General features: G+C 71.7%; 22 protein-coding genes. 12 read left to right on the forward strand and 10 right to left on the reverse strand.

The window, feature by feature from the left end:
* Positions 1 to 39: 39 nt before the first annotated feature.
* Positions 40 to 339: a hypothetical protein gene (locus tag DEJ09_RS16200; protein ID WP_035809242.1), complete on the reverse strand. Its 300-nt coding sequence runs from the start codon at positions 337 to 339 to the stop codon at positions 40 to 42.
* Between the two features lie 242 nt (positions 340 to 581).
* The gene (locus tag DEJ09_RS16205) at positions 582 to 2213 is read right to left on the reverse strand and encodes a RecQ family ATP-dependent DNA helicase (protein ID WP_111089244.1); all 1632 of its coding nucleotides are present in this window, start codon (positions 2211 to 2213) and stop codon (positions 582 to 584) included.
* A 223-nt stretch (positions 2214 to 2436) separates the two neighbouring features.
* Between DEJ09_RS16205 and sucC the strand changes: the two genes are divergently transcribed.
* The 8 genes from sucC to DEJ09_RS16245 all read left to right on the forward strand — a co-directional run bounded on the left by sucC (position 2437) and on the right by DEJ09_RS16245 (position 13715).
* Positions 2437 to 3606: an ADP-forming succinate--CoA ligase subunit beta gene (gene sucC, locus DEJ09_RS16210; RefSeq protein ID WP_111024796.1), complete on the forward strand. Its 1170-nt coding sequence runs from the start codon at positions 2437 to 2439 to the stop codon at positions 3604 to 3606.
* A gap of 11 nt (positions 3607 to 3617) precedes the next feature.
* On the forward strand, positions 3618 to 4505 hold the full coding sequence (gene sucD / locus DEJ09_RS16215) for a succinate--CoA ligase subunit alpha (RefSeq protein ID WP_111089245.1): 888 nt from the start codon (positions 3618 to 3620) through the stop codon (positions 4503 to 4505).
* Positions 4506 to 4646: 141 nt separating this feature from the next.
* A complete protein-coding gene (locus tag DEJ09_RS18245) occupies positions 4647 to 6716 on the forward strand; it encodes a DUF6350 family protein (RefSeq protein WP_181433392.1) in 2070 nt (689 codons plus the stop codon).
* 41 nt (positions 6717 to 6757) lie between these two features.
* On the forward strand, positions 6758 to 7351 hold the full coding sequence (gene purN / locus DEJ09_RS16225) for a phosphoribosylglycinamide formyltransferase (RefSeq protein ID WP_071404669.1): 594 nt from the start codon (positions 6758 to 6760) through the stop codon (positions 7349 to 7351).
* Positions 7348 to 8982 (forward strand): bifunctional phosphoribosylaminoimidazolecarboxamide formyltransferase/IMP cyclohydrolase, encoded by a 1635-nt coding sequence (gene purH / locus DEJ09_RS16230; protein ID WP_111089246.1) that lies wholly within the window; start codon positions 7348 to 7350, stop codon positions 8980 to 8982. Before purN ends, purH begins: the two co-directional genes overlap by 4 nt.
* A 557-nt stretch (positions 8983 to 9539) precedes the next feature.
* The gene (locus DEJ09_RS16235; RefSeq protein ID WP_027466673.1) at positions 9540 to 11348 is read left to right on the forward strand and encodes an ABC transporter ATP-binding protein; all 1809 of its coding nucleotides are present in this window, start codon (positions 9540 to 9542) and stop codon (positions 11346 to 11348) included.
* A 101-nt stretch (positions 11349 to 11449) separates the two neighbouring features.
* Positions 11450 to 13249: an ABC transporter ATP-binding protein gene (locus tag DEJ09_RS16240; protein WP_111089258.1), complete on the forward strand. Its 1800-nt coding sequence runs from the start codon at positions 11450 to 11452 to the stop codon at positions 13247 to 13249.
* A gap of 37 nt (positions 13250 to 13286) precedes the next feature.
* A complete protein-coding gene (locus tag DEJ09_RS16245) occupies positions 13287 to 13715 on the forward strand; it encodes a DUF805 domain-containing protein (protein WP_111089247.1) in 429 nt (142 codons plus the stop codon).
* A 50-nt stretch (positions 13716 to 13765) separates the two neighbouring features.
* Here the strand turns inward: DEJ09_RS16245 and DEJ09_RS16250 are convergent, their stop codons facing one another.
* From DEJ09_RS16250 to DEJ09_RS16285, 8 genes are all read right to left on the reverse strand, one after another.
* Entirely contained in the window at positions 13766 to 14119 is a 354-nt protein-coding gene (locus tag DEJ09_RS16250; RefSeq protein WP_258373930.1) for an MGMT family protein, read from the reverse strand.
* A 15-nt stretch (positions 14120 to 14134) separates the two neighbouring features.
* Positions 14135 to 14590, reverse strand: coding sequence for a GNAT family N-acetyltransferase (locus tag DEJ09_RS16255; protein WP_027466669.1), 456 nt, complete (start codon positions 14588 to 14590; stop codon positions 14135 to 14137).
* A gap of 104 nt (positions 14591 to 14694) precedes the next feature.
* Positions 14695 to 15444, reverse strand: a complete 750-nt coding sequence (locus tag DEJ09_RS16260; protein ID WP_111089248.1) for an SDR family NAD(P)-dependent oxidoreductase — start codon at positions 15442 to 15444, stop codon at positions 14695 to 14697.
* Positions 15444 to 16241, reverse strand: a complete 798-nt coding sequence (locus tag DEJ09_RS16265) for an SDR family NAD(P)-dependent oxidoreductase (protein ID WP_258373931.1) — start codon at positions 16239 to 16241, stop codon at positions 15444 to 15446. Before DEJ09_RS16265 ends, DEJ09_RS16260 begins: the two co-directional genes overlap by 1 nt.
* Positions 16238 to 17587 (reverse strand): MFS transporter, encoded by a 1350-nt coding sequence (locus DEJ09_RS16270; RefSeq protein ID WP_175330793.1) that lies wholly within the window; start codon positions 17585 to 17587, stop codon positions 16238 to 16240. Before DEJ09_RS16270 ends, DEJ09_RS16265 begins: the two co-directional genes overlap by 4 nt.
* Positions 17588 to 17669: 82 nt before the next feature.
* Positions 17670 to 18698, reverse strand: a complete 1029-nt coding sequence (locus tag DEJ09_RS16275) for an asparaginase (protein WP_111089249.1) — start codon at positions 18696 to 18698, stop codon at positions 17670 to 17672.
* Entirely contained in the window at positions 18695 to 19069 is a 375-nt protein-coding gene (locus DEJ09_RS16280) for a hypothetical protein (protein ID WP_111089250.1), read from the reverse strand. The genes DEJ09_RS16275 and DEJ09_RS16280 overlap by 4 nt, the downstream gene beginning before the upstream one ends.
* Entirely contained in the window at positions 19069 to 19971 is a 903-nt protein-coding gene (locus DEJ09_RS16285; protein WP_111029019.1) for a polysaccharide deacetylase, read from the reverse strand. The genes DEJ09_RS16280 and DEJ09_RS16285 overlap by 1 nt, the downstream gene beginning before the upstream one ends.
* 195 nt (positions 19972 to 20166) lie before the next feature.
* Between DEJ09_RS16285 and DEJ09_RS16290 the strand changes: the two genes are divergently transcribed.
* The 4 genes from DEJ09_RS16290 to DEJ09_RS16305 all read left to right on the forward strand — a co-directional run bounded on the left by DEJ09_RS16290 (position 20167) and on the right by DEJ09_RS16305 (position 26365).
* Entirely contained in the window at positions 20167 to 21219 is a 1053-nt protein-coding gene (locus tag DEJ09_RS16290) for a LacI family DNA-binding transcriptional regulator (RefSeq protein WP_209080989.1), read from the forward strand.
* A gap of 69 nt (positions 21220 to 21288) precedes the next feature.
* Positions 21289 to 22587 (forward strand): ROK family transcriptional regulator, encoded by a 1299-nt coding sequence (locus DEJ09_RS16295; protein ID WP_111089251.1) that lies wholly within the window; start codon positions 21289 to 21291, stop codon positions 22585 to 22587.
* A gap of 108 nt (positions 22588 to 22695) precedes the next feature.
* Positions 22696 to 23673: a hypothetical protein gene (locus DEJ09_RS16300; protein WP_146245759.1), complete on the forward strand. Its 978-nt coding sequence runs from the start codon at positions 22696 to 22698 to the stop codon at positions 23671 to 23673.
* Between the two features lie 268 nt (positions 23674 to 23941).
* Positions 23942 to 26365 carry a lamin tail domain-containing protein gene (locus DEJ09_RS16305; RefSeq protein WP_111089253.1) on the forward strand — a complete coding sequence of 808 codons (2424 nt, stop codon included), beginning with the start codon at positions 23942 to 23944 and terminating at the stop codon, positions 26363 to 26365.
* The last annotated feature ends 145 nt before the right edge of the window (positions 26366 to 26510 follow it).

Here is a 26510-nt window from a genome sequence, read left to right on the forward strand (position 1 = left end):
ACCGAGCCGTGTTCCGGGGGAGCCTGATCAGGTCAGCGCTCAGAGCGGCTTCGTGCCGAGGTCGTTGCCGAGGTCGGCGCGGTCCTCGTCCTGCTCGTTCTCGTGCTCCCACAGGTCGGGCGAGCCCTCGCGCGGGGATCCGCCGGTCGGACCGTCGTCGGAGCCGTCACCGGGCTGCGGCTCCACCGTCTCGCCGGCGACCGCGTCGTTCGTCACCGTCTCGAGGGACTCCTCGGCCTCGTCCACCTCGTACGGGCCGACGTGCTCACGGTCGATGTCGTCGTCGCGACGCTGCTGGGACTCGAAGTCGTCGACGGGGCTGATGCCGGGGTCGCTCATGGTGGTTCCTTTCCGTTGCGGGCTTCCTGCCTACCCGCCGGCGCTTGGCGGCCGTCCGGTTTCGTGTCGTGTTCACCCGGGCGTCACCTTCCGGTCACACCGCCACGGCAGCATCGCCGATGCTCGGGGGAGTGGAGCGCGGTCGCCGACGGGTGGTCGAGCGACCGCGCCTTCCCCGCCCGGGTCGTCCGGGCCGTCCGGGCCCGTGCGCTGGCCGTCGGTGCGATTCGTCCGTGCCGCTGTCAGACGCGTTCGAGCAGGTCGCGTTGCTCGACGTCGGCGAGTGCGAGGGTGCGGTAGCCGGCGGACTCGAAGAACACCGTGATGCGGTCCTCTTCCGTGCTCATCACCACGCCCGTGCCCCACTCGGCGTGCTCGACGCGCGCATCCGGCGGCCACGCTTCGTCGTTCGCACCGTCGGCGACGTGGGCGGAGGCCTCGTGTGCCGTGCCGGACGAGCAGGTGTCGCAGTTGCCGCACGGCTCCGGTAGCTCGTCGCCGAAGTAGCCGAGCAGGAACTGCCGGCGGCACCCCGTCGTCTCGGCGAGCTGACGCATCATCGCGATGCGGGACTCCTCGACCCGTTCCCGTTCGGCAGCACGGTCGGCGGTGGCACGTGCCGCACGGTCGGCGTCCTGCGGGCCGTCCGGCACCCGGGAGACACCGTCCACGTCGTCGCGCAGGGCGCCGGCGTCGAGCAGGGCGTTGAGTGCTCGTCCAGCGGTGCGGGCCGACAGGCCGGCGGCCTCCACCAGTGCGGAGCGGGCGATCGAACCGGTCACCGGGACGGCGTCGAACACGGCCCGGACCGAGGCCGGTCGCGGCGAGCCGGACGCGAAGAACGTGCGCAGGCCGAAGTCCTCGGCGCGGTAGTGCAGGGTGGCGCCGGCCGGTTCGGCATCCCGCCCGGCCCGCCCGATCTCCTGGTAGTAGGCGTCGATCGACTCGGGGACGTCGGCGTGCACGACGTACCGGACGTCGGGCTTGTCGATGCCCATGCCGAAGGCGCTCGTCGCGACCACCACGTCGACGTCGCCGTCCAGGAACCCGGTGTGCACGGCCTCGCGCTCCGCCACCCGCATGCCGGCGTGGTACGGCTGCGCACGACGACCGCGGGCGGCGAGGGCGTCGGCGTACTCCGTCGTTGCCGCGCGGGTGGCGACGTAGACGACCGTGGGACCGTCGAGCTCGGCGACCTGGTCGACCACGGCCTGGCGCTTCTCGGCGTCCTCGGCGTGCCGCACCACCTCGAGCCGGATACCGGGACGGTCGAACCCCGAGGCGAGCACGAACGGGTCGCGCATGCCGAGCCGCTCGACGATGTCGTCCCGGACCGGAGCGGACCCCGTCGCGGTCAGGGCGAGCACCGGCGGGCGGCCCAGGCGCTCCGCGACCTCGCCGAGCGCCAGGTAGTCGGGTCGGAAGTCATGGCCCCACGACGAGATGCAGTGCGCCTCGTCGACGGCGACCAGTGCGACCCCGGCGTCGCGGAGGCGCTCGAGCACGTCGTCCTTCACCAGCTGTTCGGGGGCCAGGAACACGTAGCCGACCTCGCCCGCGGTGACGGCGTCCCATGCATCGGCGACGTCCCGTGCCTTCTTCGTGGCGTTCAGGGCGACGGCGCGGGGGGCGTCGGGATGGTGCTCGAGCCCGACCACCTGGTCCTCCTGCAGCGCCACGAGCGGGGAGACGACCACGACGAGGCCGTCCAGTCCGAGGCCGGCGACCTGGTAGATCGCGGACTTGCCCGATCCGGTGGGCATGACCGCCAGGGCGTCGCGGCCCTCGAGCACCGCGTCGATGACGGACTCCTGGTCGGGGCGGAGCTTCCAGCCGAAGACCTCGGTGGCGCGGGTACGGAGTTCGGGGTGCACCGATCCACAGTGCCGAGCGCCAGCTCGGGTCGGTCCCAGCGGTGCGCGCAGCGGCTCATGCGCGTCTGAGCGGACCGGGGCCTGGCATCCGTGCACCGGCCGTCCACCGAGCAGCGCTAGGCTGCGTGGCGGCCGTTGTCTCGACATCGAGCGACCCTCGATGTGGAGTGCGCGACCGGGAAACCGATGCCGATCGCACGAACCGTGCGGGAAGAAGAACAGCGTGGATCTTTTCGAGTATCAGGCCAGGGACCTCTTCGAGTCCTACGGCGTCCCCGTGTTGCAGGGGATCATCGCCGACACCCCCGAGCAGGCGAAGGCGGCGGCCGAGAAGATCGGTGGCGTCGTGGTCGTCAAGGCGCAGGTGAAGGTCGGCGGTCGCGGCAAGGCCGGCGGCGTGAAGGTCGCGAAGACCCCGGACGAGGCGTTCGAGCATGCGCAGGCCATCCTCGGCCTCGACATCAAGGGCCACACCGTCCAGCGCGTCATGGTCGCCCAGGGTGCCGACATCGCCGAGGAGTTCTACTTCTCCGTGCTGCTCGACCGGGCCAACCGCTCCTACCTCTCGCTCACCAGCGTCGAGGGCGGCATGGAGATCGAGCAGCTCGCCGTCGAGAAGCCCGAGGCGCTCGCCCGGGTCGAGGTCGACCCGCTGACCGGGATCGACAAGGCCGCCGCGCTCGAGATCGCTCGGCAGGCGAACTTCCCATCGGAGCTGCAGGACGCCGTCGCCGACGTCTTCGTCAAGCTCTACGACGTCTACAAGGGCGAGGACGCGACCCTCGTCGAGGTGAACCCCCTCGTCCGCACCGGCGACGGCCAGATCCTGGCACTCGACGGCAAGGTCTCGCTCGACGAGAACGCCGACTTCCGCCACGAGGGCCACAAGGACCTCGAGGACACCGCCAGCGAGGACCCGCTCGAGGCCAAGGCGAAGGCCCACGGGCTGAACTACGTCAAGCTCGACGGCCAGGTCGGCGTCATCGGCAACGGCGCGGGGCTCGTCATGTCGACGCTCGACGTCGTCGCCTACGCCGGTGAGCGCCACGGCGGCGTGAAGCCCGCCAACTTCCTCGACATCGGCGGCGGCGCCTCGGCCGAGGTCATGGCCAACGGCCTCGACGTCATCCTCGGCGACCCGCAGGTGAAGAGCGTCTTCGTGAACGTCTTCGGCGGCATCACCGCGTGCGACGCCGTCGCGAACGGCATCGTCGCCGCGCTCGGCATCCTCGGCGACGCAGCCACCAAGCCGCTCGTCGTGCGCCTCGACGGCAACAACGTGGAAGAGGGTCGTCGGATCCTGGCGGAGGCAGCGCACCCGCTCGTCACCGTCGCCGCGACCATGGACGATGCGGCCGAGAAGGCCGCCGAACTCGCCGCCGCAGCGGCCTGAAGGGACTGACCATGTCGATCTTCCTCAACAAGGACTCCAAGGTCATCGTCCAGGGCATCACCGGTGGCGAGGGCACGAAGCACACCGCCCTGATGCTCAAGGCCGGCACGAGCGTCGTCGGCGGCGTGAACGCCCGCAAGGCCGGCACCACCGTCACCCACGGCGACGTGTCGCTGCCGGTCTTCGGCTCGGTGCGCGAGGCCATCGACACCACCGGTGCCGACGTCTCGATCGTCTTCGTCCCGCCGGCGTTCGCGAAGGACGCGGTGATGGAGGCCATCGACGCCGAGATCCCGCTCGTCGTCGTCATCACCGAGGGCATCCCCGTGCAGGACTCGGCCGAGTTCTGGGCGCACGCCAAGGCGAAGGGCGGCACGACCCGGATCATCGGGCCGAACTGCCCCGGCATCATCACCCCGGGGGAGTCCCTCGTCGGCATCACCCCGGCGACGATCACCGGCAAGGGCCCGATCGGGCTCGTCTCGAAGTCCGGCACCCTGACCTACCAGATGATGTACGAGCTCCGAGACCTCGGCTTCTCGACCGCCATCGGCATCGGCGGCGACCCGGTCATCGGCACCACGCACATCGATGCGCTCGCCGCGTTCGAGGCCGACCCCGAGACCGAGGCCATCGTGATGATCGGTGAGATCGGTGGCGACGCCGAAGAGCGTGCGGCCGAGTTCATCAAGGCGCACGTCACGAAGCCCGTCGTCGGCTACGTCGCGGGCTTCACCGCTCCCGAGGGCAAGACGATGGGCCACGCCGGCGCGATCGTGTCCGGTTCGGCCGGTACCGCCGAGGCGAAGAAGCAGGCGCTCGAGGCCGCCGGCGTCAAGGTCGGCAAGACGCCGTCCGAGACCGCCGCGCTGCTGCGCGAGGTCGTCGCCGCTCGCTAGCGGCTAGCCCGTTCCGCAAAACACCGGTGTTCGTCGGTTGAACCGCGTCCTGCGCGTGTTCGTCCTGCGAACACCGGTGTTTTGCGTCGGCAGCCGCGCGGCTCCGGGGCGGCCGCGCGAGGGGCACGTATCCTCGCTGCGATGAACCGCCTGGGAACCGCTTTGCTCGCCGCGATCGAGGCGGTCGTGACGGTCGGCGTCGGCATCGGGATCGCCCTCGTGCCCCTGACGCTGCTCTGGGGGTTCGAGTACGGCCTGCAGGTCGACTGGGACGTGTTCTGGAAGGCCACCGGCAGCGTCTGGCTCGTCGGGCACGGCGTCGACGTCTCGTTCCTGCTCGGGTCCGCACTCGCCAAGAGCACCGGGGTCAGCGGCGCAGCCGACCCCATCCACGTGACCCTGGCGGCCCTGGGGTTCGCGGTCGTGACGGCCTGGCTCGGCGCCCGTGCCGGACGTCGGTTCGCGGAGACCGAGCACCGCACCACCGGGCTGCTGGTCGGGACCGCCGTCGTCGCGCTCCTCGGTCTGGCCGTCGCACTGTCGTCGACCTCGGCTGCCACCCGCCCCACGCTCTGGCAGGCCGTGGTGCTGCCGGCGCTCTGGTTCGGGATCCCTGCACTCGCCGCCTCCGAGGTCTGCCGTCGTCGCCGTGACCTGCCCGCCGACGCCGGCACCCAGCGGGTCATCGACCTGGTCGACCGCATCCCCGCCGTCTGGCGGACCGTCGCCGGGTTCGGCCTGCGCGCCGGGACCGCCGCGACCGCCGTGGTTGTCGGGGTTGCCGCGGTGCTGGTCGGTCTGCTCCTCTTCACCTCGTTCGCCGAGGTCATCACCCTGTACGAGCAGTCGCACGCCGGGGTCATCGGCGGCGTCGCGCTCACCGTCGGGCAGCTCGCGTTCCTGCCGGACTTCGTCGGGTGGGCCACCTCGTGGCTGATCGGCCCCGGGTTCGCGATCGGCACCGGGTCGAGCGTGTCCCCGATCGCCACGACCCTGGGCCCGATCCCCGGCCTGCCGGTCTTCGGCGCGCTGCCGACCTCTGGTCACACCTTCGGGCTCGTCTGGATCCTCGTGCCGGTCATCGCCGGGTTCGCGATCGGCGGCTCGATGCGGCCGCGGTTGGTGCGGGCCCTGGGCGCCGCCGACTCCGCGCTGCACCGTGCGCTCGGCGGTGTCGTCGCAGGACTCGTGGCCGGGGTGCTCACGGGGCTCATCGCCTGGGTGTCCTCCGGTTCGTTCGGCCCCGGGCGCCTGGCCGACGTCGGCCCGAACGCCCTCGCGGTCGGCGGGTTCGCCGCACTCGAGGTCGGCCTGCCGGCGATCATCGCCCTCGCCGCGGGCAGTGACCTGGTCCGGCTGCCGGACCGTGGATGGACGCGGGAGCGTTGGACCGAGTCCGACGAACCCGACGATGACCAGCACACGGCGCGCGCCGGGGTCGACGTCGGCGAGGGGTCCCTGCTCGCCGCGCTCGACCAGGCCGGCGCCGGGCGCACCACCGACGTGCACCGCTTCGTGGTCGAGGAGTCCCACGACGGGTCGACCGCTGCACGGCCCCGTGCGACGGCCGAACACGCGACCGAGCCGGTCAGCAGTGAGCCGGTCAGCAGCGCGCCGATCGGCAGCGAGCCCGCCTCCGCACCCGCACGACCCGCCTCCGCGCCCGCACGGCCTGCCTCTGCACCCGCGCCCGTCGCACCGCGCGCCGGCGACACCGACCACGACGTCGAGCTCCCCGACTGGGCGAAGACCGACGCGGTGGCCGCCGACCGCCTGGCCGCCGACCCCGAACCGGAGCGCCGCAGTGCCGGACGAGCAGCGCTGGGTGGCCTCCGCGACCGCCTGGCCGGTGCGGCCGAGGGCGTCCGGGGACGAGCCGGTGCACTCCGCGACCGCATGACCGGCTCCGACGCCGAGCCGGAGCAGCCCGGCCCCGAGCGGCCCGCAGCCCAGGCAGCCGCGTCCACATCCGCACCCACCCCGGTGCCGACCGACGCCCAGCCCGCGTTCCCGTGGAGCACCGAGGAGTTCGTGGCCGGCCGCGACGACGTGGACGAAACGGCCGAGGCGGACCGCGTGGACGTCGCGCCCGACACCCGAGCGCCCGCCTCGAAGCCGGCGGAGCCGTCCCGCCCGGCGAAGTGGGACGTCACCGACCAGATCCCCGAGGACGAGCTGCCCTGGTGGCGGCAGCCGAAGGACGACCGGTAACAGCGCCCGTCGCGTGCGTGCCTGCCGGTAGGGTTGGTGCCGTGCTCGAACTGGTCGTCCTGATCTCCGGTACCGGGTCGAACCTCCGAGCCCTGCTCGAAGCGACCTTCGACGCCGAGTACCCCGCCCGTGTCGTCGCCATCGGTGCCGACCGTGACGCCGAGGGTCTCGGCCTGGGCGAGGAGTTCTCGATCCCGACCTTCACGGTGCCCTTCACCCGCTACGACTCCCGCGCCGAGTGGGGCCAGGCCCTGGCGGAGCAGATCCGCCCGTGGTCGCCCGACCTGCTGGTGCTCTCCGGCCTGATGCGCCTGCTGCCCCCGGCCGTGGTGTCCGAGTTCGCCCCGGGGATCATCAACACCCACCCGGCGTACCTGCCCGAGTTCCCCGGCGCCCACGGCGTGCGGGACGCCCTGGCCGCCGGGGTCACCGAGACCGGTGCGAGCGTCATCGCGGTCGACGACGGCGTCGACACGGGGCCGATCCTCGCGCAGGAGCGCATCCCGGTGCTGCCGGGCGACACCGAGTCGACGCTGCACGACCGCATCAAGCCGGTCGAGCGCCGCCTGCTCATCCAGACCATCCTCGACATCGCCAACGGCACCACCGACCTGAAGGGCACCCCGAGCGCATGAGCGTGCACGCAGCCGACCCCAGCCTCTACCGCGACCGTGACGTGGTCCCGGTCCGCCGTGCACTCATCTCGGTGAGCGACAAGTCCGGCCTGCTCGAGCTCGCCGGCGCCCTGGCCGACTCCGGGGTCGAGATCGTGTCGACCGGCTCCACCGCGCAGACCATCCGTGACGCGGGCTACGCCGTCACCGACGTCGCGAGCGTCACCGGGTTCCCCGAGTCCCTCGACGGTCGCGTGAAGACGCTGCACCCGTCGGTGCACGCCGGCCTGCTCGCCGACCTGCGGCTCGAGTCGCACGAGCAGCAGCTCGCCGACCTCGACATCGCGCCGTTCGAGCTCGTCGTCGTGAACCTCTACCCGTTCGTCGAGACCGTCGCGTCGGGTGCCGACACCGCGACCGTGGTCGAGAACGTCGACATCGGCGGCCCCGCGATGGTCCGTGCCTCGGCGAAGAACCACCCGAACGTGGCGATCGTCGTCTCCCCGGCGTCCTACCCCGAGGTCGTCGAGGCCGTCCGTGCCGGCGGAACCACGCTCGAGCTCCGGAAGCGCCTCGCCGCCCAGGCCTTCGCGCACACCGCCGCCTACGACACCGCGGTGGCGTCCTACTTCGCGAGCGACGTCGTCACCGCCGCCGCGGCCCCGACGACCGCCGGCGACATCCGGACCCCCGGTGCGTTCGACGAGCACCTGGCGGTCGAGGCCGAGCTGTCGGCGACCCTGCGCTACGGCGAGAACGCCCACCAGGCCGCGGCGCTCTACACGACGTCGGACGGCACCGGCATCGCGCAGGCGACGCAGCTGCACGGCAAGGAGATGTCGTACAACAACTACGTCGACGCCGACGCAGCGGTCCGTGCGGCCTTCGACTTCGACGAGCCCGCCGTCGCGATCATCAAGCACGCCAACCCGTGCGGCATCGCGATCGCCCCGGCCGACGCCGCCGACCCGATCGCCTCGGCCCACGCCGCCGCGCACGCCTGCGACCCGCTCTCGGCGTTCGGTGGGGTCATCGCCGCGAACCGCCCGGTCACCGTGGCGATGGCCGAGACCGTGAAGGACATCTTCACCGAGGTCGTCGTCGCCCCCGGGTTCGACCCCGAGGCGCTCGAGATCCTGTCGCGCAAGAAGAACATCCGCCTGCTCACGCTGCCGGCCGACTTCGCGCTCGCCGACCGCGAGGTCAAGCAGATCTCCGGCGGCTTCCTGGTGCAGGACGCCGACCGCTTCACGGGCTTCGACCAGGCCACCTGGACCCTCGTCGCCGGCGAGCCCGCCGACGAGCAGACCCTCGCCGACCTGGCCTTCGCGTGGCGTGCGAGCCGTTCGGTGAAGTCGAACGCCATCCTGCTGGCGAACCAGGGCGCGAGCGTCGGTGTCGGCATGGGCCAGGTCAACCGGGTCGACTCCTGCCACCTCGCGGTGAACCGTGCCGGTGACCGTGCGACCGGCAGTGTCGCGGCGTCGGACGCGTTCTTCCCGTTCGCCGACGGCCTGCAGGTGCTGCTCGACGCCGGTGTCCGTGCGGTGGCGCAGCCCGGTGGCAGCGTCCGCGACGACGAGGTCATCGCCGCGGCGAAGGCCGTCGGCGTCACGATGTACTTCACGAGCGAGCGCCACTTCTTCCACTGATGTGAACAATCGGTGACGAACCATTGCGCGCCGTGAGTCACTGTGAATAGTCTGTAAGGCTCCGCGGCAGGCAGCCGACGATCCCTCGGGACCGGCGGCACCGCGGACACAACGGTGACGAAGACGACGACTGGAGTGACGATGGACAACATGACCGGAACCGTGGCGACGGCCGCCCGTGCAGGTCTCGTGTCCGTCGTGGGGACCACTCCCGCACGGCGATCCCTGATCGCACCGCGGCCCCGCGCCGCGGCCGCCGTCTAGTCGGGCCGTTCCCACGGCCCCGCGACGCAGCACCACCGGCGTCCGCGAACCACCCGCCTGAACCCGGGGGACGACTGTCCCTCGGTGCCTCCGGCCCGACCGACGTCACGCGAGTGACGGCGGAGACGCGACCACGCGCCCGGCCGATGATCACCACGCAACGCCACACCGAGCCTCCAGGCCGAAGCCGCGCGACGCGAGCAAGCAAGCAAGCAGCAAGCAAGCAAGCAAGCAGCGAGCAAGCACCGCGCAGCGCGACCCGGGGACCCGGCAGACGCATGAGGACGCAACGCATGTCCAAGTCGCCCACCACGGCGCGCCCGTCCACCTTCCGCGCGATCGCGCGGATCTACCCCTACGTGAAGCCCTACCAGGGGCGCCTCATCGGCGGCATGGCCGCAGCGATGGGAGCCTCCCTGGTGGCGCTCGCAATCCCCTACGTGCTGCAGTGGCTCGTCGACGGTCCGCTGTCGTCGCGCGACTCGGCACAGATCTGGCCCGCCGGGCTCGGGGTGCTCGCCCTCGGTGTGCTCGAGGCGTTCTTCATCGCCTCGCGCCGCCGGCTGGTGATGCGCCCCTCGACCCGCATCGAGACCAGCATGCGCAACTCGCTCTACGCGAAGCTGCAGGACCTGCCGGTCGCGTTCCACGACCGCTGGGAGTCCGGGCAGCTGCTGTCCCGCTCCGTGTCGGACCTGTCGCTGATCCGGCGCTGGCTGGCCTTCGGCGTCGTCCTGCTCGTCGTGAACATCGTGACGATCGTCGTCGGCTTCGTCGTGCTGTTCACCTTCGGGTGGATCCTCGGGCTGATCTTCCTGATCGCGTCGATCCCGCTGTGGATCAACGGCCTGCTGTTCGAGCGCCGGTACTCCGCTGTCGCACGCCGCAGCCAGGACCAGGTCGGTGACCTCGCCACGAGCGTCGAGCAGTCGGTGCACGGTATCCGCGTGCTCAAGGCGTTCGGTCGCGGCGGCGCCAAGCTCGAGGAGTTCAGCGAGCAGGCCGAGGCGCTGCGCGGCACCGAGATCAAGAAGGCGAAGGCCATCGCGGGCATCTGGCTGTGGCTGCTGCTCGTGCCGGACGTCGCGTTCGCGCTGTGCCTGCTCGCCGGCATCTGGCTGGCGTCGCAGGGGCAGCTCAGTGTCGGGCAGCTGTTCGCGTTCTTCGCGACGGCGACGGTGCTGCGGTTCCCGATCGAGTCGATCGGCTTCCTGCTCTCGATGACGTTCGACACCCGCACTGCGGTCGACCGCTTCTTCGAGGTCATGGACTCCGAGAACACCATCACGGACCCGGAGCACCCGAAGACGATCGCGGAGCCGCACGGTGCGCTGTCGTTCAACGGCGTGCACTTCCGGTACCAGGACTCCGCACCGCAGTACCCGGACCTGATCAACGGCGTCGAACTGCAGCTGCAGCCGGGCGAGACCATGGCGCTCGTCGGGCTCACCGGCTGCGGCAAGACGACGCTGCTCTCGCTCGTGCCGCGTCTGTACGACGTGACCGGCGGTTCGGTGACGATCGACGGGGTCGACATCCGCGACCTCACCCGCGAAGAGCTGCGCCGGCACGTCGGCGTCGCCTTCGAGGACGCCACCCTGTTCTCGTCGACCGTGCGTGAGAACGTGCTGCTCGGTCGACCGGACGTGCAGGGTGCCGAGGCCGAAGCGCTCATGCGCGAGGCGCTCGACATCGCGCAGGCGTCCTTCGTGGACGACCTGCCCGACGGCGTCGACACCCGGGTCGGTGAAGAGGGGCTGTCGCTGTCCGGTGGGCAGCGCCAGCGCCTGGCGCTCGCCCGCGCGATCGCCGCACGGCCGTCGGTGCTCGTGCTCGACGACCCGCTGTCGGCGCTCGACGTCGACACCGAGGCGCGGGTCGAGGCGGGCCTGCGACGCGTGCTCGCCGACACCACGTCGCTCATCGTGGCGCACCGTCCGTCGACGGTGACGCTGGCCGACCGGGTCGCCCTGATGGAGAACGGCGTCGTCACGGCCGTCGGGACCCACCACGACCTGATGGCCACCAACGAGCACTACCGCTACGTCATCTCGTCGCTCGACGACGACGACGCGACCGCACGACAGGAGGCGATGGCATGAGCCAGCAGACCGACCAGAACCTGCCGGGAGGCACGGCGTCCGTCCCGCAGGAAGCTCCGGACGAGCAGGCTGCCGCCCCCGTCACCGCCTCGATCACCACCATGGGCGTGCGCGGCGAGGAGCGTGAGGACTTCACGAAGGCCGAGAGCAAGCGCCTGCGGCGCCGGTCCCTCGCCCTGCTCGGGTCCCTCGCCGCACCGCTGAAGCTCCGGCTCGTGCTGCTCGGGATCGTGGTCGTGGTCTCGACCGCCGGCACCGTCGCGGGTCCGGCGCTCATCGCGTGGGGCATCGACAACGCCCTGCCCGCGGTGATGGACCAGAACGACTGGGTGCCGGCGTTCGGGGTCGTCGCGACGTACATCGTCGTGGCCGTCCTCGGTGCGGTGCTCACCGCCTGGTACACGGTGCTCGCGGCACGGATCAGCCAGGCGATCCTGTTCGACCTGCGCAAGCGGGTGTTCCTGCACACGCAGCGGCTCTCGCTCGAGTTCCACGAGACCTACACGTCCGGCCGGATCATCTCGCGCCAGACGAGTGACCTCGACTCGATCCGCGAGCTGCTCGACTCCGGGTTGAACCAGCTCATCCAGGGCGTGCTGTACATGGCGTTCACCGCCGTGGCCCTGGTGCTGCTCGACCCGACGTCCGGGCTCGTGCTCGCGGTGTCGCTCGTGCCGCTCTGGTTCCTGATCCGCTGGTTCCAGACGAACTCGCAGACGCTGTTCCGCTCCACCCGTGTCACCTCGGCGCGCGTCATCGTGCACTTCGTCGAGACGATGACGGGCATCCGGGCGGTGCAGGCGTTCCGCAAGGAGTCCCGCAACCGTGACGAGTACGGCGGCTACGTCGAGGACTACCGGGTGGCGAACACGAGGGTGTTCAACCTGTTCGGGACCTTCGACCCGGTGCTCGTGCTCATCGGCAACGCCACACTCGCCGCGGTCGTCATCGTCGGCGGCTTCCGGATCGTCGGCGGGACGCTCGAGGTCGGTGCGCTGCTCGCGGTCGCGCTGTACGCCAAGCGCTTCTTCGACCCGGCGCAGGAACTGGCGATGTTCTACAACGGGTACCAGTCGGCCTCGGCGGCGATGGAGAAGATCTCCGGTGTCCTCGAGGAACGGCCGAGCGTGCCGGACCCCGTGAAGCCCACCCGTCTGGCGGACGCCACCGGGAAGATGGACTTCGACGACGTCGTCTTCGCCTACAACAAGGGCAAGGTCGTGCTGCCGGAGTTCGACCTGCACATCCCGTCGGGGCAGACCATCGCCCTCGTCGGGTCCACCGGTGCCGGCAAGTCGACGCTCGCCAAGCTCATGGCGCGCTTCTACGACCCGACCCAGGGCTCGGTCAAGCTCGACGGTGTGGACCTGCGCGACCTCGACACGAAGGACATGCGCCGCGCGATCGTCATGGTCACGCAGGAGGCCTACCTGTTCTCCGGCACCGTCGCGGACAACATCGCGCTCGGCAAGCCCGGTGCGTCGCGTGAGGAGATCGAGGCGTCGGCCAAGGCCGTCGGCGCGCACGAGTTCATCATGGCGCTGCCCGACGGGTACGACACCGACGTGAACAAGCGCGGTGGCCGTGTCTCGGCGGGTCAGCGGCAGCTGCTCTCGTTCGCGCGGGCGTTCATCGCGGACCCGAAGGTGCTCATCCTCGACGAGGCCACGGCGTCGCTCGACATCCCCTCGGAGCGACTCGTGCAGGAGGGCCTGGAGACCCTGCTCGCCGACCGCACCGCGGTGATCATCGCGCACCGACTGTCCACCGTCGCGATCGCCCACCGGGTGCTCGTGATGGAACACGGCCGGATCGTCGAGGACGGCACCCCCGCCGACCTCATCGCCGGCACCGGGCGGTTCGCCCAGCTGCACGCGGCCTGGCGCGACTCGCTCGTCTAGGCCCCGAACGGGCTGCACCACGTGGTTGGCTTGCTCCATGAGCAACGACAGCGTGGTGCAGCCCGGCGGCGTCGCCCTGCACGACCCCTTCTACGGTGCCCCCTTCACCGAGGCCGTCCGACGGTTCTGGCGGAAGTGCACCGTGTTCACCGGACGGGCATCGCGCGCCGAGTTCTGGTGGTGGTGGCTGACGTCGTTCGCGATCGGGCTCGTGCTGCAGCTCGTGCCGCAGGTGTTCACGCCGGACACCCCGGTGCTCGAGAACCCCGTCGGCTCGTACCTGTTCATGCTGTGGGTGCTCGCGACGCTCATCGGCTCCCTCGCCCTCGGCGCCCGACGACTGCACGACGCCAACCTGTCCGGCTTCTGGCAGTTCCTGCACGTGCTGCCGGGCCTCGGCTCACTCATCGTGTACGTGCTGTGCCTGCTGCCCGCGAACCCGAAGGGTGCGCGTTTCGACCGCTGACGGTGGACCCTGGCGGAGCACCCTGGCGGGCCGGCCTGCGCGGCCGGGGATCAGAACGGGTCGTCCGCGTCCGTGGTGGGTGACCAGCGGGCACGACGCATGTCGAGCCTCCAGGCCGTCGTCCCCTGCACGAGCGGCGTCCCCTCGACGCGGTAGTGCTCGAGCGCCCGGGCCTCGTGGTGCAGCGGCGGGTGCCCACCCGCGCGCACCACGCGCCACCACGGCAGGTCGGCGCCCTCGTGCGCCATCACCTTGCCGACGGCACGCGACGCCCGCGACCCGAGGGCTGCGGCGACGTCGCCGTACGTCATGACGTGACCCGGCGGGATCATCCGCACCACCTCGGCGACGGCGGCGCCGAAGTCGACGGGGGCGTCGTCGGATGCCACGTCGTCGGAGGGCACGTCGTACGGGGAGTGCTAGAGCGTCAGGACCGCGAAGTGGTCGCCGTACTGGGTCTCGCGCACGACCTCGAAGCCCACGGCGCGGAAGAACGCCTCGGGGCTGTCGTCGCCGCCCGGCTCGTACACGACCGTCAGCCGCTCGAACCCGCGGCTGCGTGCCTCGTCCGCCAGACCGTGCACGGCGAAGCGACCGACGCCCCGGCCCTGCGCGCTCGCCGCCACGTTGACGCGCCAGATGCAGCTCCGCAGCTCTTCCTGCGCGTTGTCGGCGTCGAACGAACCGATGATCAGGCCGAGGACCTCGTCGTCGTCGAGGACGACACGGGTCCACGCGGAGCTCGGCTTGACGTCGGACTCGGCGACCCCGTAGGTGGTCGGCTGCACGAACTGTTCCTGGCCCGGCTTGAGCGTCAGGGAGTTGGCCGCGGCAGCGGTCTTCGCGGAGAGTTCTTCCAGGCGCAGGTCGGACATGCGGCCAGGCTAACGGTGCAGACCCTGCGGAAGCCAGTGACGACGGCAGACCGAGACCGCACCGTTGCCGCGGCGGAACCGGGCGGCCGACCGGCGTGTGGTGCTCACGGCATGACGTCACCCGAGTTCGGGCCGAGCGTCTGCCCGGTGTACAGGTCGCCCGCTGGCGACGACGCGAGCAGCAGCGCGGTCGGAGCGACCTCGGCGGGGACCCCGAAACGTCCGATCGGGAGCTCCGCGGCCTTGTCCGTCCGCCACTGCGCCGTCATCCGGTCCGTCATCGGCGACACGATCGGGCCGGGTGCGATCGCGTTGACGAGCACGCCTCGTCCGCTCCACTCGATCGCGGCGCTCTTCGTCAGCGCGATGACGCCGGCCTTCGCGGCCGCGTAGTGCGCGACCTCGGAGCCGCCCTTGATCGCCAGCTGGGAGGCGAGGTTGATGATGCGCCCGTGCCCGTCGCGGAGCATCCGCCGACCGACTGCTCGCATCACCAGGAAGACCCCGGTCAGGTCGATCGCCATGACGCGCGCCCAGTCAGCGGTGGTGAGCTCCTCGAGCGGGGCCTGCGTGAGCACGCCGGCGGCGTTCACCAGGACCTGGATCCCGCCGGACTCCTCGTCGACCGACGCCACGGCGGCCTCGACCCGGTCCTCGTCGGTGACGTCGAGCACGATGGTCCGGACGCCCAGCCGCTCGGCGAGGTCCGCCAGGCCGTCGGCGTCGAGGTCCGCGGCGACCACCCGCGCTCCGGCGGCGACGAAGGTCTCCACGATCGCGAGACCGATGCCGCTCGCGCCACCCGTCACCAGGGCGGTCGTCCCGGTGAGGTCGAACACCGTCCCGTCGCTCATCAGTCGGCCATCAAGATGGTCAGGCCGCCGTCGACGACGAGTTCCTGCCCGGTGACGTAGCGCGCCTCGTGGCTGAGCAGGAACCGGATGGCCGCGGCGGCTTCGTCGGCGTAGCCGACACGACCCCACGGGATCCGCGCACCCGCGGCGGCGAGGCCCGCCGGGCCGAGCGAGTTCTGGGCGTCCGAGGACTGCGGCGTCTCGATGAGCCCCGGGACGATGGTGTTCACCCGGATCCCGCGCGGCGCCAGCTCGGCTGCCGCACTCCGGGCGAGGCCGATCACTGCAGCCTTGCACGCGGCGTAGTGGCTGTGTGCAACCCAGCCGTACACCCCGCCCGCGATCGAGGACACGGCCACCATCGACCCGCCCCGGTCGAGGTGCCGGGCACCGGCCCGGAGCGTGCGCATCACACCGTGCAGGTCCACCTGCAGGATGTCGTCCCACGCCGCGTCGGTCATGGTGTCGAGCGGCTGCCGACGGAGGACCCCCGCTCCCGCCACCACGTGGTCGACGCGACCCCAGCGGTCCACGGCCGCCTGGAACACGGCGTCGACGTCCTCGGTGCTGCGGACGTCCGCGGTGACCGTCAGCGCACTGCCCCCGGCGGCCTCGACGGCGTCGACGACGGGTGCGGGATCGTGCGGGTCACCCGCGAACACGGGGATGACGATGTTCGCGCCGTACTCGGCGAGCTGCACGGCGAGGGCCGCGCCGATCCCGCTCGCGGCGCCGGTGATGACGACCACGCTCCCCGAGAACTCGGAGTACACGCCGGTCGGTGTCGTGGCGCTCAATGGTCGATCACCGCCACGCGCTTCGTCCCGAGCATGATCAGACCGGAGAGGACCATGCCGCCCGCACCGACGATGAGGGCGGCCGGGCCGAGCCCGATGCTCCCGGCGACGAGGGCCGTCAGCACAGCCGAGCCGATGATGGTGCCGGGCTGGCCCATCGCGGTGACGAACGCGGACCCGGTGGCGCGGCAGCTCGAGTCGAAGCACTCCGCCTGCAGGAAGAGCAGCGACGCGTACGGTCCGAGCAGGAAGAACAGCGTCAGCATGTACGTGACCAGGACGTAGCCGAAGTCGTCCGGACCGAGCACGAAGAGGGTCCAGCAGACACCTGCGAGCACCCAGCCCACGACGATCGTGGTCTTGCGGCCGATGATGTCGCCGAGCCAGCCGTGGAACAGGTAGCCGGCGGCGCCGACCACGTTCGACAGCACGATGATGAGCAGCGACATGCTCGCGTCGACACCCTTGACGCCCTCGAGCATCGTCGTCCCGAGCACGCTCGTGGTGGTGATGCCGAAGTAGTTCACGATCCACGCGATCGAGAGCACGACGGTGTTGCGTGCGTACCGTCGGCCGAAGATCGCCCGCAGCGGGTTCGGCCCCTCGTCGACGATGCCGAAGCGGGCGGCGACCTCGGTGGCTTCCTCGGTGCGACCGGACTTCCGCAGCTGCCGCAGGTACGTGTTCAGACGGTGCTGCGGCGTCTCCTTGATGCCCTTGCGCAGGAACAGCACGAACAGTGCCGGAACGGTGGCGATGAGGAACGCGAGCCGCCAGGACTCCTGTCCGAAGAGCCCGTTGATGCCGGCGATGAACGCGGCGGCGAGGAGCGCACCGATCGGCCACCCGGTCTGGACGAGGCTGTAGAAGAAGCCGCGACGCTTCTTGACGCCCTCGAGCTCGGTGAGCGCGAAGACCTCGTTGAGGTAGGTGGAGTTGACCGACTGCTCGGCCATCCCGAAGCCGCTCAGGGCCCGGAAGCCGACGAGCGAGGCGACCCCCGTCGACGCCGCCGTCAGCAGCGACGACAGGGCCGCGCCACCGATCGTGATCATCATGCCGCGGCGCCGGCCGAGTCGGTCCACGAACAGACCGACGAGGACGACGACGACGAAGACACCGACGCTCACGAGGGTGTTCGCGAGCAGGGCGGTCTGTTCGTTCCACCCGAAGTCCTCGGCGATGCGGGGGAGGAGCGTTCCGAACATGATGAAGTCGTAGACGGCGAGGGTCCAGGCGAAGAACGCCAGGGTCGCGCCGCGCTTGGTCTCCTTCGGCCCGATCGTCGGGAACGTCCCGGTGGCGAGCTCGAGGTCCTCGGGCTCGTGGATGGTCGTGGTGGACATGGTCTTCCTCTCGGTACGGCGGTGCGGCGCTGCGACGGTGTCGCGGCGCGGGCTGACGGGCGGAGGCGGAGCGTGGGTGCGGTCAGGGGTGGCCGGTCGGGGGAGAGCCCCGGCCGTGGGCGGCGAACGCCGCGTGGATGCGGTCGTCCGGGGCGTCGAGGGCGAGCAGGGCAGCCAGCAGGAGACGCGCCTTGAGGCCGTCGAGGTTGCCGGCGGGGACGAGTCCGGCGCCGAGCAGGTCGATCTCGCCGCCCGCGAAGCCGTACGTCGTCGTGAGCGTCGCACCGGCGCCGGTCCGCGACGCCAGCACGACCGGCATCTGCGCGGCGAGTGCGCGGACGGCGTCGACCGTGCGCTCGGCGACGTGCCCGCCGCCGAAGCCCTCGATGACCGCGCCGCGGTACCCGAGTCCGTCCAGGGTCGACAGGACCCGGCCGTCGTCGGCGAGGGTGACCCGGTGCAGGGCCACCGGAGGCAGCGGTGCGACGCGTGTGGTGAGCGCGGGCGCTCGGGACGCCGGAGCGTGGAAGACGGGCGAGCCCTCGGTGACCCGTCCGAGCGGACCGGAACCCGGTGAGGCGAAGGCACCGGTCGACGAGGTGTGCGTCTTGCGGACCGTCCCGGCGGCGTGCACCTCGTCGTCGAGCACGACGAGGACGCCACGTCCCACTGCTGCCGGTGCCGCGGCCACGCACACGGCCGCCAACAGGTTCGCCGGGCCGTCCGCACCGGGCGAGGAGGCGTGGCGCATCGCTCCGGTCACCACGAGGGGCTCGGGGCGGTCCCAGGCGAGGTCGAGCAGGTACGCGGTCTCCTCGATGGTGTCCGTGCCCTGCGACAGCACGACGCCCGAGGCTCCGGAGCCGACGGCGTCCCGAGCGGCGTCGAGCGCCCGCTGCACGTCGTCGAAGTCGAGCGAGGGCGAGGGCACCATGCCGAGCTGGCGGGCCTCGACCCGTGCGACCTGCGCGATGGCCGGCACACCGGCGAGGAGGTCGCGGGCTGCGATCCGCGGAACGGCGCCGCAGTCGCGCGGATCGCCCGAGGTGGCGCTCGCGATGGTCCCGCCGAGGGCGAGGTACACGATCCGGGGGAGCGTGGGGTCCGTCACGGCAGGGTGTCCCTTCGTCGATCGACCGCGCGGGCGAGGCTGCGGTGTTCCCAGTCGGTGTCGTCACGCGGGTCGGCCCTGCGGACGCGGGTGGCGACGGCCGTCCAGTCCGTGCGCCCGGCGCCGACCTGTTCGACCGCGTCCAGGACCCCGTCGACGCCCTGGGCCACGACGCGCTTGCCGGTCGGCCCGACGATCACGAGCCGCACGGTGCCCGGGACCTCGTGGACGCGGATCCGATCGTCCGCGAAGAGCCGGGTCGCCCAGGCGGCCAGCCGGAGCTGCGCCCGCTTGCGCGCCGCGGGGGTGTCCTCGACACCGGCGGCGTACCAGTCACGGTGCCCGCCGTTGCCGCCACATCCGCCGCACATCAGTACTCGCGTGGGCGCTCGGGCTGCGCGAACGGGAAGCGGACGCGGAAGTCGTCGGCGATCTCGTTCATCGTGACGAACCGGACGCCCTCGTGGCCCCCGATGTACTCGATGAGCCGCTCGATCATGAGCAGGACCTGCGGCCGGCCGGAGACGTCGGGGTGGATCGTGATCGGGAAGACGGCGTAGTCGAGTTCGCGGTACACCCAGTCGAACTGGTCCTTCCACATCTGCTCGACGTCGCGCGGGTTGACGAAGCCGTGGCTGTTCGGGCTCGACTTGATGAACATCATCGGGGGCAGGTCGTCGACGTACCAGTTCGCCGCGATCTCGACGAGGTCGATCTCGCTCCCGTGGACGAGCGGCGTCATCCACGTGTGCGGGTCCTGCGAGTAGTCGATCGGTGTCCACTGGTCGCCGACGATCGAGTAGTAGGGGACGAAGTCCTTGTGCTGCTGACTGTGGTCGTAGCTGAACCCGAACTTCTCCAGGAGCGTGGGCGTGTAGCTGCTCAGTTCCCACCACGGCGCGACGTAGCCCGTCGGCTGCTGACCCGTGAGTCGCGTGATCAGCTCGACCGAGCGCTCCATCACCGCGTCCTCCTGCGCTTCGGTCATCGCCACGGGGTTCTCGTGGCTGTACCCGTGCGCACCGATCTCGTGGCCGGCGTCGAACAGGGCCTTGCACTGGTCCGGGAAGGTCTCGAGCGAGTGGCCGGGGATGAACCAGGTCGCTGCGATGTCGGCGCGGTCGAACACCTTCTGCAGACGTGGGACGCCGGTCTGTCCCGCGAAGATCCCGCGCTGGATGTCCGAGGGGGAATCCGCCCCTCCGTAGGAGCCGAGCCAGCCTGCGACCGCGTCGATGTCGACGCCGAAGGACACGAAGATCTCTTTCACCATGGGACACCGTCTCTCGTCGTTGCTGCAATTCGTGCAATCGTTTGCATTGACCGGAATCCTGACAGTCGACTGTTTCGATCGACGTCCAACCGTGTAACCAGTGTGTTTCGGCTCGTCCGGGCTGGCGTCGGGCGGGGCGCCTGCAAACGTTCGCGCCGCACGGTGTGACGACGATCTGTCACCTAGACTCGACGGATGGGCAGTACGAGCGACGACCCGGCCGGACACGGTCAGCAGGATCGTCGTGGTGACGTGAACCTGCAGGCCATCGCTGCGCTCGCCGGCGTGCACATCTCGACGGCGTCGCGCGTGCTCCGACAGGCGGAGCCGACCAAGGGGTGGAGCGCCTCGGCGCAGCGGGTGATCGCGGCGGCGGCCGAGCTCGGGTACCGCCCCAACCGACTCGCAGCATCGCTCCGGACCCGGCGGTCGAACACCATCGGCGTCGTGATGCCACGGCTCGCCGACACGGTCATCGCGACGATCTGCCAGTCCGTCGAGTCGGCCGCCCGCTCTGCCGGGTACCAGCTGTTGCTCACGACGCCCCCGGACGACATGGGCGCGCAACTGGACGCGGTCGACTTCCTGCTCTCCCGACAGGTCGACGGCCTCATCGTCAGCTCGCTCCACCTGTCGTCCCCGAACCCTCGGCTGACGGACCTCCCCGTGCCGGTCATCGCGACGAACCGCCACCCCGGCGACTGGATGCCCGCCGTGGTCGGTGACGACGTCGAGGGCGGCCGGATGGCCACGGAACACCTGCTCGCGCTGGGGCACCGCCGCATCGGCGTCATCGCCGGTCCGCGCCACGCCAGCACCGCCGTGGAGCGGGTGGCCGGGTTCCGCCTGGCGCACGAGCAGCGGGACCTCGCCGTCGACGACGCGCTCGTCGTCCACAGCGACTTCGAGGTCGAGGGAGGCGTGGTCGGCGCGCACACGCTGCTCTCGCTGTCGGACCCGCCGACCGCGATCTTCGCCGTCAACGACACCGCGGCGATCGGCGTGATGGGCGCCGCGCGGCAACGCGGTCTCCGCGTGCCCGACGACCTGTCGATCGTCGGCTACAACGACATCTCGGTCGTGGCGCAGCTGCCCACGCCCATGACGACCGTGCACTCACCGACCGCGCTGATGGGCACCGTGGCCGTCGAGCGGCTGCTCGCGGCGATCGGCGACGGGGCACTGCAGGGAGCGACGCTCCCGGTCTCGCTCGTGGTGCGGTCGTCGACCGGACGTCCGGCGGGCTGATCCAGGACAGGGCGCTCTGACCGGACCACGCGAGCGGGTGCCCGAGCGGCGTCGCGGTATGGTCGCGGCATGGCAGAGCATCGACGCGGAGCGAACCTCCCGTCGATCGGCGGGTTCAACCGCACCGTGGTCCTGGACGCCGTCCGCCGCTCGCCCGACGGCCTGAGCCGCGTCGAACTCGCCGCCCGCACCGGACTGAGCGCGCAGACGGTGTCGAACGTCACCCGGTTCCTGATCGAGGCCGGCATGATCGTCGAGTCCGGCACCGTCGTGTCCGGCCGCGGCAAGCCCCGCACCATCCTGCGGCTCGAACCGGGCAGCCGGTACGCGGTCGGCGTGCACGTCGACCCGGCCGTCGTCACCTACGTGCTGCTCGACCTCGCCGGCACCGTCGTCGCCGCGTCCACCACCTCGACCCCCACCGCCGACGACCCGTCCGAGGTGGTGCGCACCATCGCCTCGGCCGTCGACGGGCTCGTCGCCGACGCCGGGGTGGCCGTCGACAGCGTGCTCGGCGTCGGGATCGCGAGCCCCGGACCCATCGACGTCGAGGCCGGCATCGTGGTCGACCCGCCGTTCCTGCCCCGGTGGCGGGACGTGCCGCTGCGCGATGCGCTCGCCGAGGCCACCGGCTACCCGGTCCTGCTCGAGAAGGACGTCACGGCAGCCGCGGTCGGCGAGATGTTCCTGGCGGGGGAGTCCTCGGCCCGGAACTTCGCGTTCGTGTACTTCGGCACCGGGTTCGGCGTCGGTCTCGTCGTCGACCACGAACCCGTGCGCGGGGTGGGGTCGAACGCGGGCGACGCCGGGCACATCATGGTCGACCAGGGGTCGCTCGCGGGCACCCCGGACGGCTCGGGTACGCGCGGCGAGGTCGGTGCAGCCGTCGCGCCGGACCGGCTGGTGCGGGTCGCGCGGTCACGGGGGCTCGCGTTGTCCGGCGGGGCGGGTGCTGGTGCGGATGCCACGGACGCCGCCGATGCCACCGACGCCACCGACGCCGCCGATGTCGACGCCGTGAACGCCGCATGGGACGAGCTCGCCGCGGCCATCGCGGACGGGGACGACACCGCCGTCACGCTCGCGGCCGATGCCGGCACCGTCATGGGCAACGCCGTCGTCCTCATCGTGAACCTGCTCGACATCGACCGCGTGGTGTTCGGCGGCCCGTTCTGGTCACGCATCGCGAGCGCTGCCCTGCCAGCTGCGCGGACCGCCATCGTCGGGTCGCCGCTGCTCGTGCCGAAGCACGCCGTGCAGGTGGTGGAGAGCGACCGCGGTGCCGACGTCGCCGCCGTGGGTGCCGCCTGCCTGGTGCTCGACGCCGCGCTCTCGCCGCGGGCCAGCACCCTGCTCATCCGGCGCTGACGGCACGGCGCCGTCGACCGGCGCCCTGCTCGGCCGGAGCACTCCGCCCCGGCCCGCTACGCTGCGATCCGACGCAGCCGCCAGGTGTGCGGGATCGACGGGGGACACATGACGGACAGCACGGACACCGCGGACAGCACGGACACCACGGACAGCGCGAACGACACGGACGGCACGATGGACCCGCGGTGGGCGAGGGTGCGCCCGCTCGTGTTCCGGACGATCATCGGCGCGGTCGTCGCCGCGGGCCTGGTCGGCATCGCCGCGGTGCTCCTCGGCGACTTCGGAAGGGTCGCGGTGCAGCTGCTCCTGACGATCGTCGTGGTCGTCGTCTTCGCGCTGCTGTCCTGGTACGACGCCGACGTCTCGTCCAGGCGGTCCGGGATATTCGCGTTCGCGAGCATCGCCACGTCGATGTACCTGCTCGTCGCCGGTCTGTACAAGGTGTGGATCGTGCCGACGGGCGTCTCCGGCGACGGCATCTGGTTCGTCCTGGAGCACTTCTGGCACTGGATCTGGCTCGTCGGCGTCGCCCGGGTGGCGCTCCTGCACGTCCACCTGCTCCTCGTGATCCACCGCCGGTACCCGACGCCCGTCCTGCAGGTCGTCGCGAAGGCCACCGTCGGAGTCATCGCCCTGCTCGCGCTACTGCTCTCGATCCCGCTGCTCGCGCCGGACGTCGACTACGCCCGCGGCTACTGGCGGCTCGTCTGGGTGGTGGTGATCCTCGACCTGCTCGGGACCGTCGTGGTGCCCCTCAGCAACGCCCTGTTCCGTCCGCGAGCCACGCTGCCGTCGGCGACGTGGCCGGTGCCCGAGCAGCAGCCGGCGTGGAGCGCGACGCCGACGCCCGCCGCTCCCGCACGGGCACCCGATGTGCCGCTGCCGCCCGCTCCTGCGCCCGCTCCCGCTCGCGCCTCCACCCCCGGCCCCGCGCCCGAGACGGTCGTCGCGTCCGACGGGCGTCGCTACGCGTCCCGTCCGTCGGCCTCCCGCGCCCTTGCCTGGCCCCGCTACGTCGACGGCACGCCCCTACCCGCGCTGCCCGACGGGACGCCGGACTTCTCGGAGGTCACCGAGCGCTGACACCTCGAGCAACGAGTGTGCAGAAGACGTCGGGTTCGCAGTGCGGACCCGACGTCTTCTGCGCACCGGATGCGGTGAGCGTGACCGCAGGGCGGACGGGAGGCGCGGTGCGGGCCCGCCCCGCGCCTCCCGTCCGCACGCCGCGCGTCCAGGGCGCCGGGCGCGACCCGGGACACCGCCCGTTCACCCGACGGCCACCGGCCGGTCGCGTGGATGCTGAACAGTCGTGCAGGTCTCCGCCCGCTCGCTCCCCCGAGAAGGACCCTGCATGCGCGCTCCCGCCCTGCGCCCGCCCACCCTGCGCCCGCTCACCCTTCGCATCGGCGCCGCCGTCGCGACCGCCCTGGTCGTCGTCGCCGGTGTCGTCACCGCCAGCCCCGCCCTCGCGGCCGTCGGTGACGACGACTCGGCCGTCGGCGCCGTCGCGGCGAACGGCCTCGTCGTCAACGAGGTCGAGTCGAACGGCGACGACACCGACTGGGTGGAGCTCGGGAACACCTCGGGCACCGCGATCGACCTGACCGGGTACGCGTTCCTCGACTCCGACGGCTCGCACGACGCGTACGTGCTGCCCAGCGGCTCGACGATCGCCGCCGGCGGCTACTTCGTCGTCGATCAGCTGTCCGCGACCGCCCCCGGCTTCGACTTCGGGCTCGGTGGCGCCGACACCGTGCGTCTCTACGACCCCGCCGGCGACCTGGTGCTCCGGTACGCCTGGACGACCCACGCGGGTGTCACCTACGGTCGCTGCGCCGACGGCGTCGGGCCGCTCGTGGACACCACGTCCTCGACCAAGGGTGCCGCGAACGACTGCTCCTCGCCCGTGCGGATCAACGAGGTCGAGTCGCAGGACGGCACCCCCGGCGACTGGGTGGAGCTGACCAACACCGGCAGCACCACCGTCGACCTGGGCGGGTACGTACTGCGCGACAGCGAGGACGACCACGCGTACACGATCCCCGCGGGCACGACCGTCGCGGCCGGGGGCTTCACCGTCCTCGACGAGGCGGCGTTCGGCTTCGGACTCGGCAAGGCGGACTCCGTGCGGCTCTTCGACGCCCGCGGTGCGGTCGTCGACTCGACCTCGTGGACGGCGCACGCGAGCACGACGTACGGCCGCAACCCTGACGGCACCGGCGACTTCGCCGAGACGGCGGCACCCACGAAGGGCGCGGCGAACCGGTTCGCCGGCGTCGTCACCGCCGAGGCCTGGCCCGGCGGCCCGGACGAGACCGTGCTCGACGACGAGGACACCTTCACCGGTGACCTGAGCGGCCTCGACTGGACGACCTCGGGGAGCTCGCGGGACGGGCAGCTCTGGGCCGTGCAGAACGGCGACGGCCTGCTCTACCACCTGACCTCGGACAGCGCGGGCGGCTGGGCGCCGTCGAACGCCGCGGGCACCGACCTGCGCTACGCCGACGGCACGGGCACCCCGGACGCCGAGGGCGTGACCGTCACGAGCGACGACCCCGGCGCCGTCTACGTGTCGACCGAGCGCAACAACGACGTGTCGAGCACGAGCCGCCCGTCGGTCCTGCGCTACACCACGACCGACGGCTCCGAGGCCACCCTGCGGGCCACGGACGAGTGGAACCTCGCCGCGGACTTCCCCGGGCTCGGCGCGAACGCCGGGCTCGAGGGCGTCACCTGGATCCCGGACACCTGGCTCACCGCGCACGGCTTCGCCGACGAGCGCACCGGCGCCGCCTACGCACCGTCGAGCTACGCCGGACACGGCGAGGGGCTGTTCTTCGTCGGGGTCGAGGGCACCGCGAGTGTGTACGCCTACGCCCTGATGGACGACGGGTCCTCGGCGCGGGTCGCCACCATCGCGACCTCGCTCGCCGTCGTCGCCGACGTGCAGTTCGACCCGACGCTCGACGCGCTCTGGGTGGTCTGCGACGAGGTGTGCTCGGGTCGGACCGCGCTGTACGAGGTGACCGACGGGGCCTTCGCCGCCTCGACGCTGTACGAGGCGCCGTCGGCCGCCGACCGCACGCTCGCCAACGAGGGCTTCGCGATCTCGGGCGTCTGCACCGACGGGGAGCGTGCGACCTTCTACGCGGACGACAACGACACGGACGGGTTCTCGCTCCGCGCGGGGACGTACCCGTGCGAGGGCGGCGACACCGACCCGGGCACGGAGCCCACGCCGGCGCCGACCCCGACCCCGACCCCGGGCGACGGCGGCACGACGCCGACGCCGACCCCGGGTGGGACGCCCACCGCGGTCCCGACCCCGGGTCCCTCGGCTGCCCCGGTCGTTCCGGTGGCGCCGTCGGAGTCGTTGTTGACGGAGGGGAACCGTGGTGGGGTGTCGGCTCCGGCGACCGCTCGTGCGGGGGAGACGATCACGGTGACGGTCGGCACCGCGTCTGCCGGTGACGTCGTGAACGTGTGGTTGTTCTCGGAGCCGACCGTGATCGGTACGGCTGTGGTGGCTGCTGACGGGACGGTTCGGGTGACGATCCCGGCGGACACGGTGGCTGGTGCGCACCGTCTGGCGGTGACGGCTGCGGACGGGAGTCTGATCGGGTGGACCCCGATCACGATCACCGTGGATGGGCAGCTCGCGTTCACGGGTGCTGCGGGGCTCGGTGCCGGTGCGTTGGTGGCGTTCCTGTTGCTCGCGGCGGGTGCGGGTGTGCTGATCGTGCGTCGCCGACGTCGGACTGTGGCTGCGGAGTAGTCCCCACGCCCCCCGTCGGGGCGATGAGTGTGCAGAAGACGTCGGGTTCGCGGTGCGGACCCGACGTCTTCTGCTCACCCATGCGCGGTGGGCGCGACCGCGCGACGGACGGGAGGCGCGGGGCGGGGCCGCCACGCGCCTCCAG

It is taken from the genome of Curtobacterium sp. MCLR17_055, from assembly GCF_003234305.1.
GTDB lineage: Bacteria > Actinomycetota > Actinomycetes > Actinomycetales > Microbacteriaceae > Curtobacterium > Curtobacterium flaccumfaciens.

Bases quoted from the DNA above. Each gene is read 5' to 3' on its own strand.
- DEJ09_RS16200 (WP_035809242.1), bottom strand. From the start codon at position 339: ATGAGCGACCCCGGCATCAGCCCCGTCGACGACTTCGAGTCCCAGCAG.
- sucD (WP_111089245.1), top strand. From the start codon at position 3,618: ATGTCGATCTTCCTCAACAAGGACTCCAAGGTCATCGTCCAGGGCATC.
- DEJ09_RS18245 (WP_181433392.1), top strand. From the start codon at position 4,647: ATGAACCGCCTGGGAACCGCTTTGCTCGCCGCGATCGAGGCGGTCGTG.
- purH (WP_111089246.1), top strand. From the start codon at position 7,348: ATGAGCGTGCACGCAGCCGACCCCAGCCTCTACCGCGACCGTGACGTG.
- DEJ09_RS16235 (WP_027466673.1), top strand. From the start codon at position 9,540: ATGTCCAAGTCGCCCACCACGGCGCGCCCGTCCACCTTCCGCGCGATC.
- DEJ09_RS16240 (WP_111089258.1), top strand. From the start codon at position 11,450: ATGGGCGTGCGCGGCGAGGAGCGTGAGGACTTCACGAAGGCCGAGAGC.
- DEJ09_RS16245 (WP_111089247.1), top strand. From the start codon at position 13,287: ATGAGCAACGACAGCGTGGTGCAGCCCGGCGGCGTCGCCCTGCACGAC.
- DEJ09_RS16255 (WP_027466669.1), bottom strand. From the start codon at position 14,590: ATGTCCGACCTGCGCCTGGAAGAACTCTCCGCGAAGACCGCTGCCGCG.
- DEJ09_RS16260 (WP_111089248.1), bottom strand. From the start codon at position 15,444: ATGAGCGACGGGACGGTGTTCGACCTCACCGGGACGACCGCCCTGGTG.
- DEJ09_RS16270 (WP_175330793.1), bottom strand. From the start codon at position 17,587: ATGTCCACCACGACCATCCACGAGCCCGAGGACCTCGAGCTCGCCACC.
- DEJ09_RS16280 (WP_111089250.1), bottom strand. From the start codon at position 19,069: ATGTGCGGCGGATGTGGCGGCAACGGCGGGCACCGTGACTGGTACGCC.
- DEJ09_RS16285 (WP_111029019.1), bottom strand. From the start codon at position 19,971: ATGGTGAAAGAGATCTTCGTGTCCTTCGGCGTCGACATCGACGCGGTC.
- DEJ09_RS16290 (WP_209080989.1), top strand. From the start codon at position 20,167: ATGGGCAGTACGAGCGACGACCCGGCCGGACACGGTCAGCAGGATCGT.
- DEJ09_RS16295 (WP_111089251.1), top strand. From the start codon at position 21,289: ATGGCAGAGCATCGACGCGGAGCGAACCTCCCGTCGATCGGCGGGTTC.
- DEJ09_RS16300 (WP_146245759.1), top strand. From the start codon at position 22,696: ATGACGGACAGCACGGACACCGCGGACAGCACGGACACCACGGACAGC.
- DEJ09_RS16305 (WP_111089253.1), top strand. From the start codon at position 23,942: ATGCGCGCTCCCGCCCTGCGCCCGCCCACCCTGCGCCCGCTCACCCTT.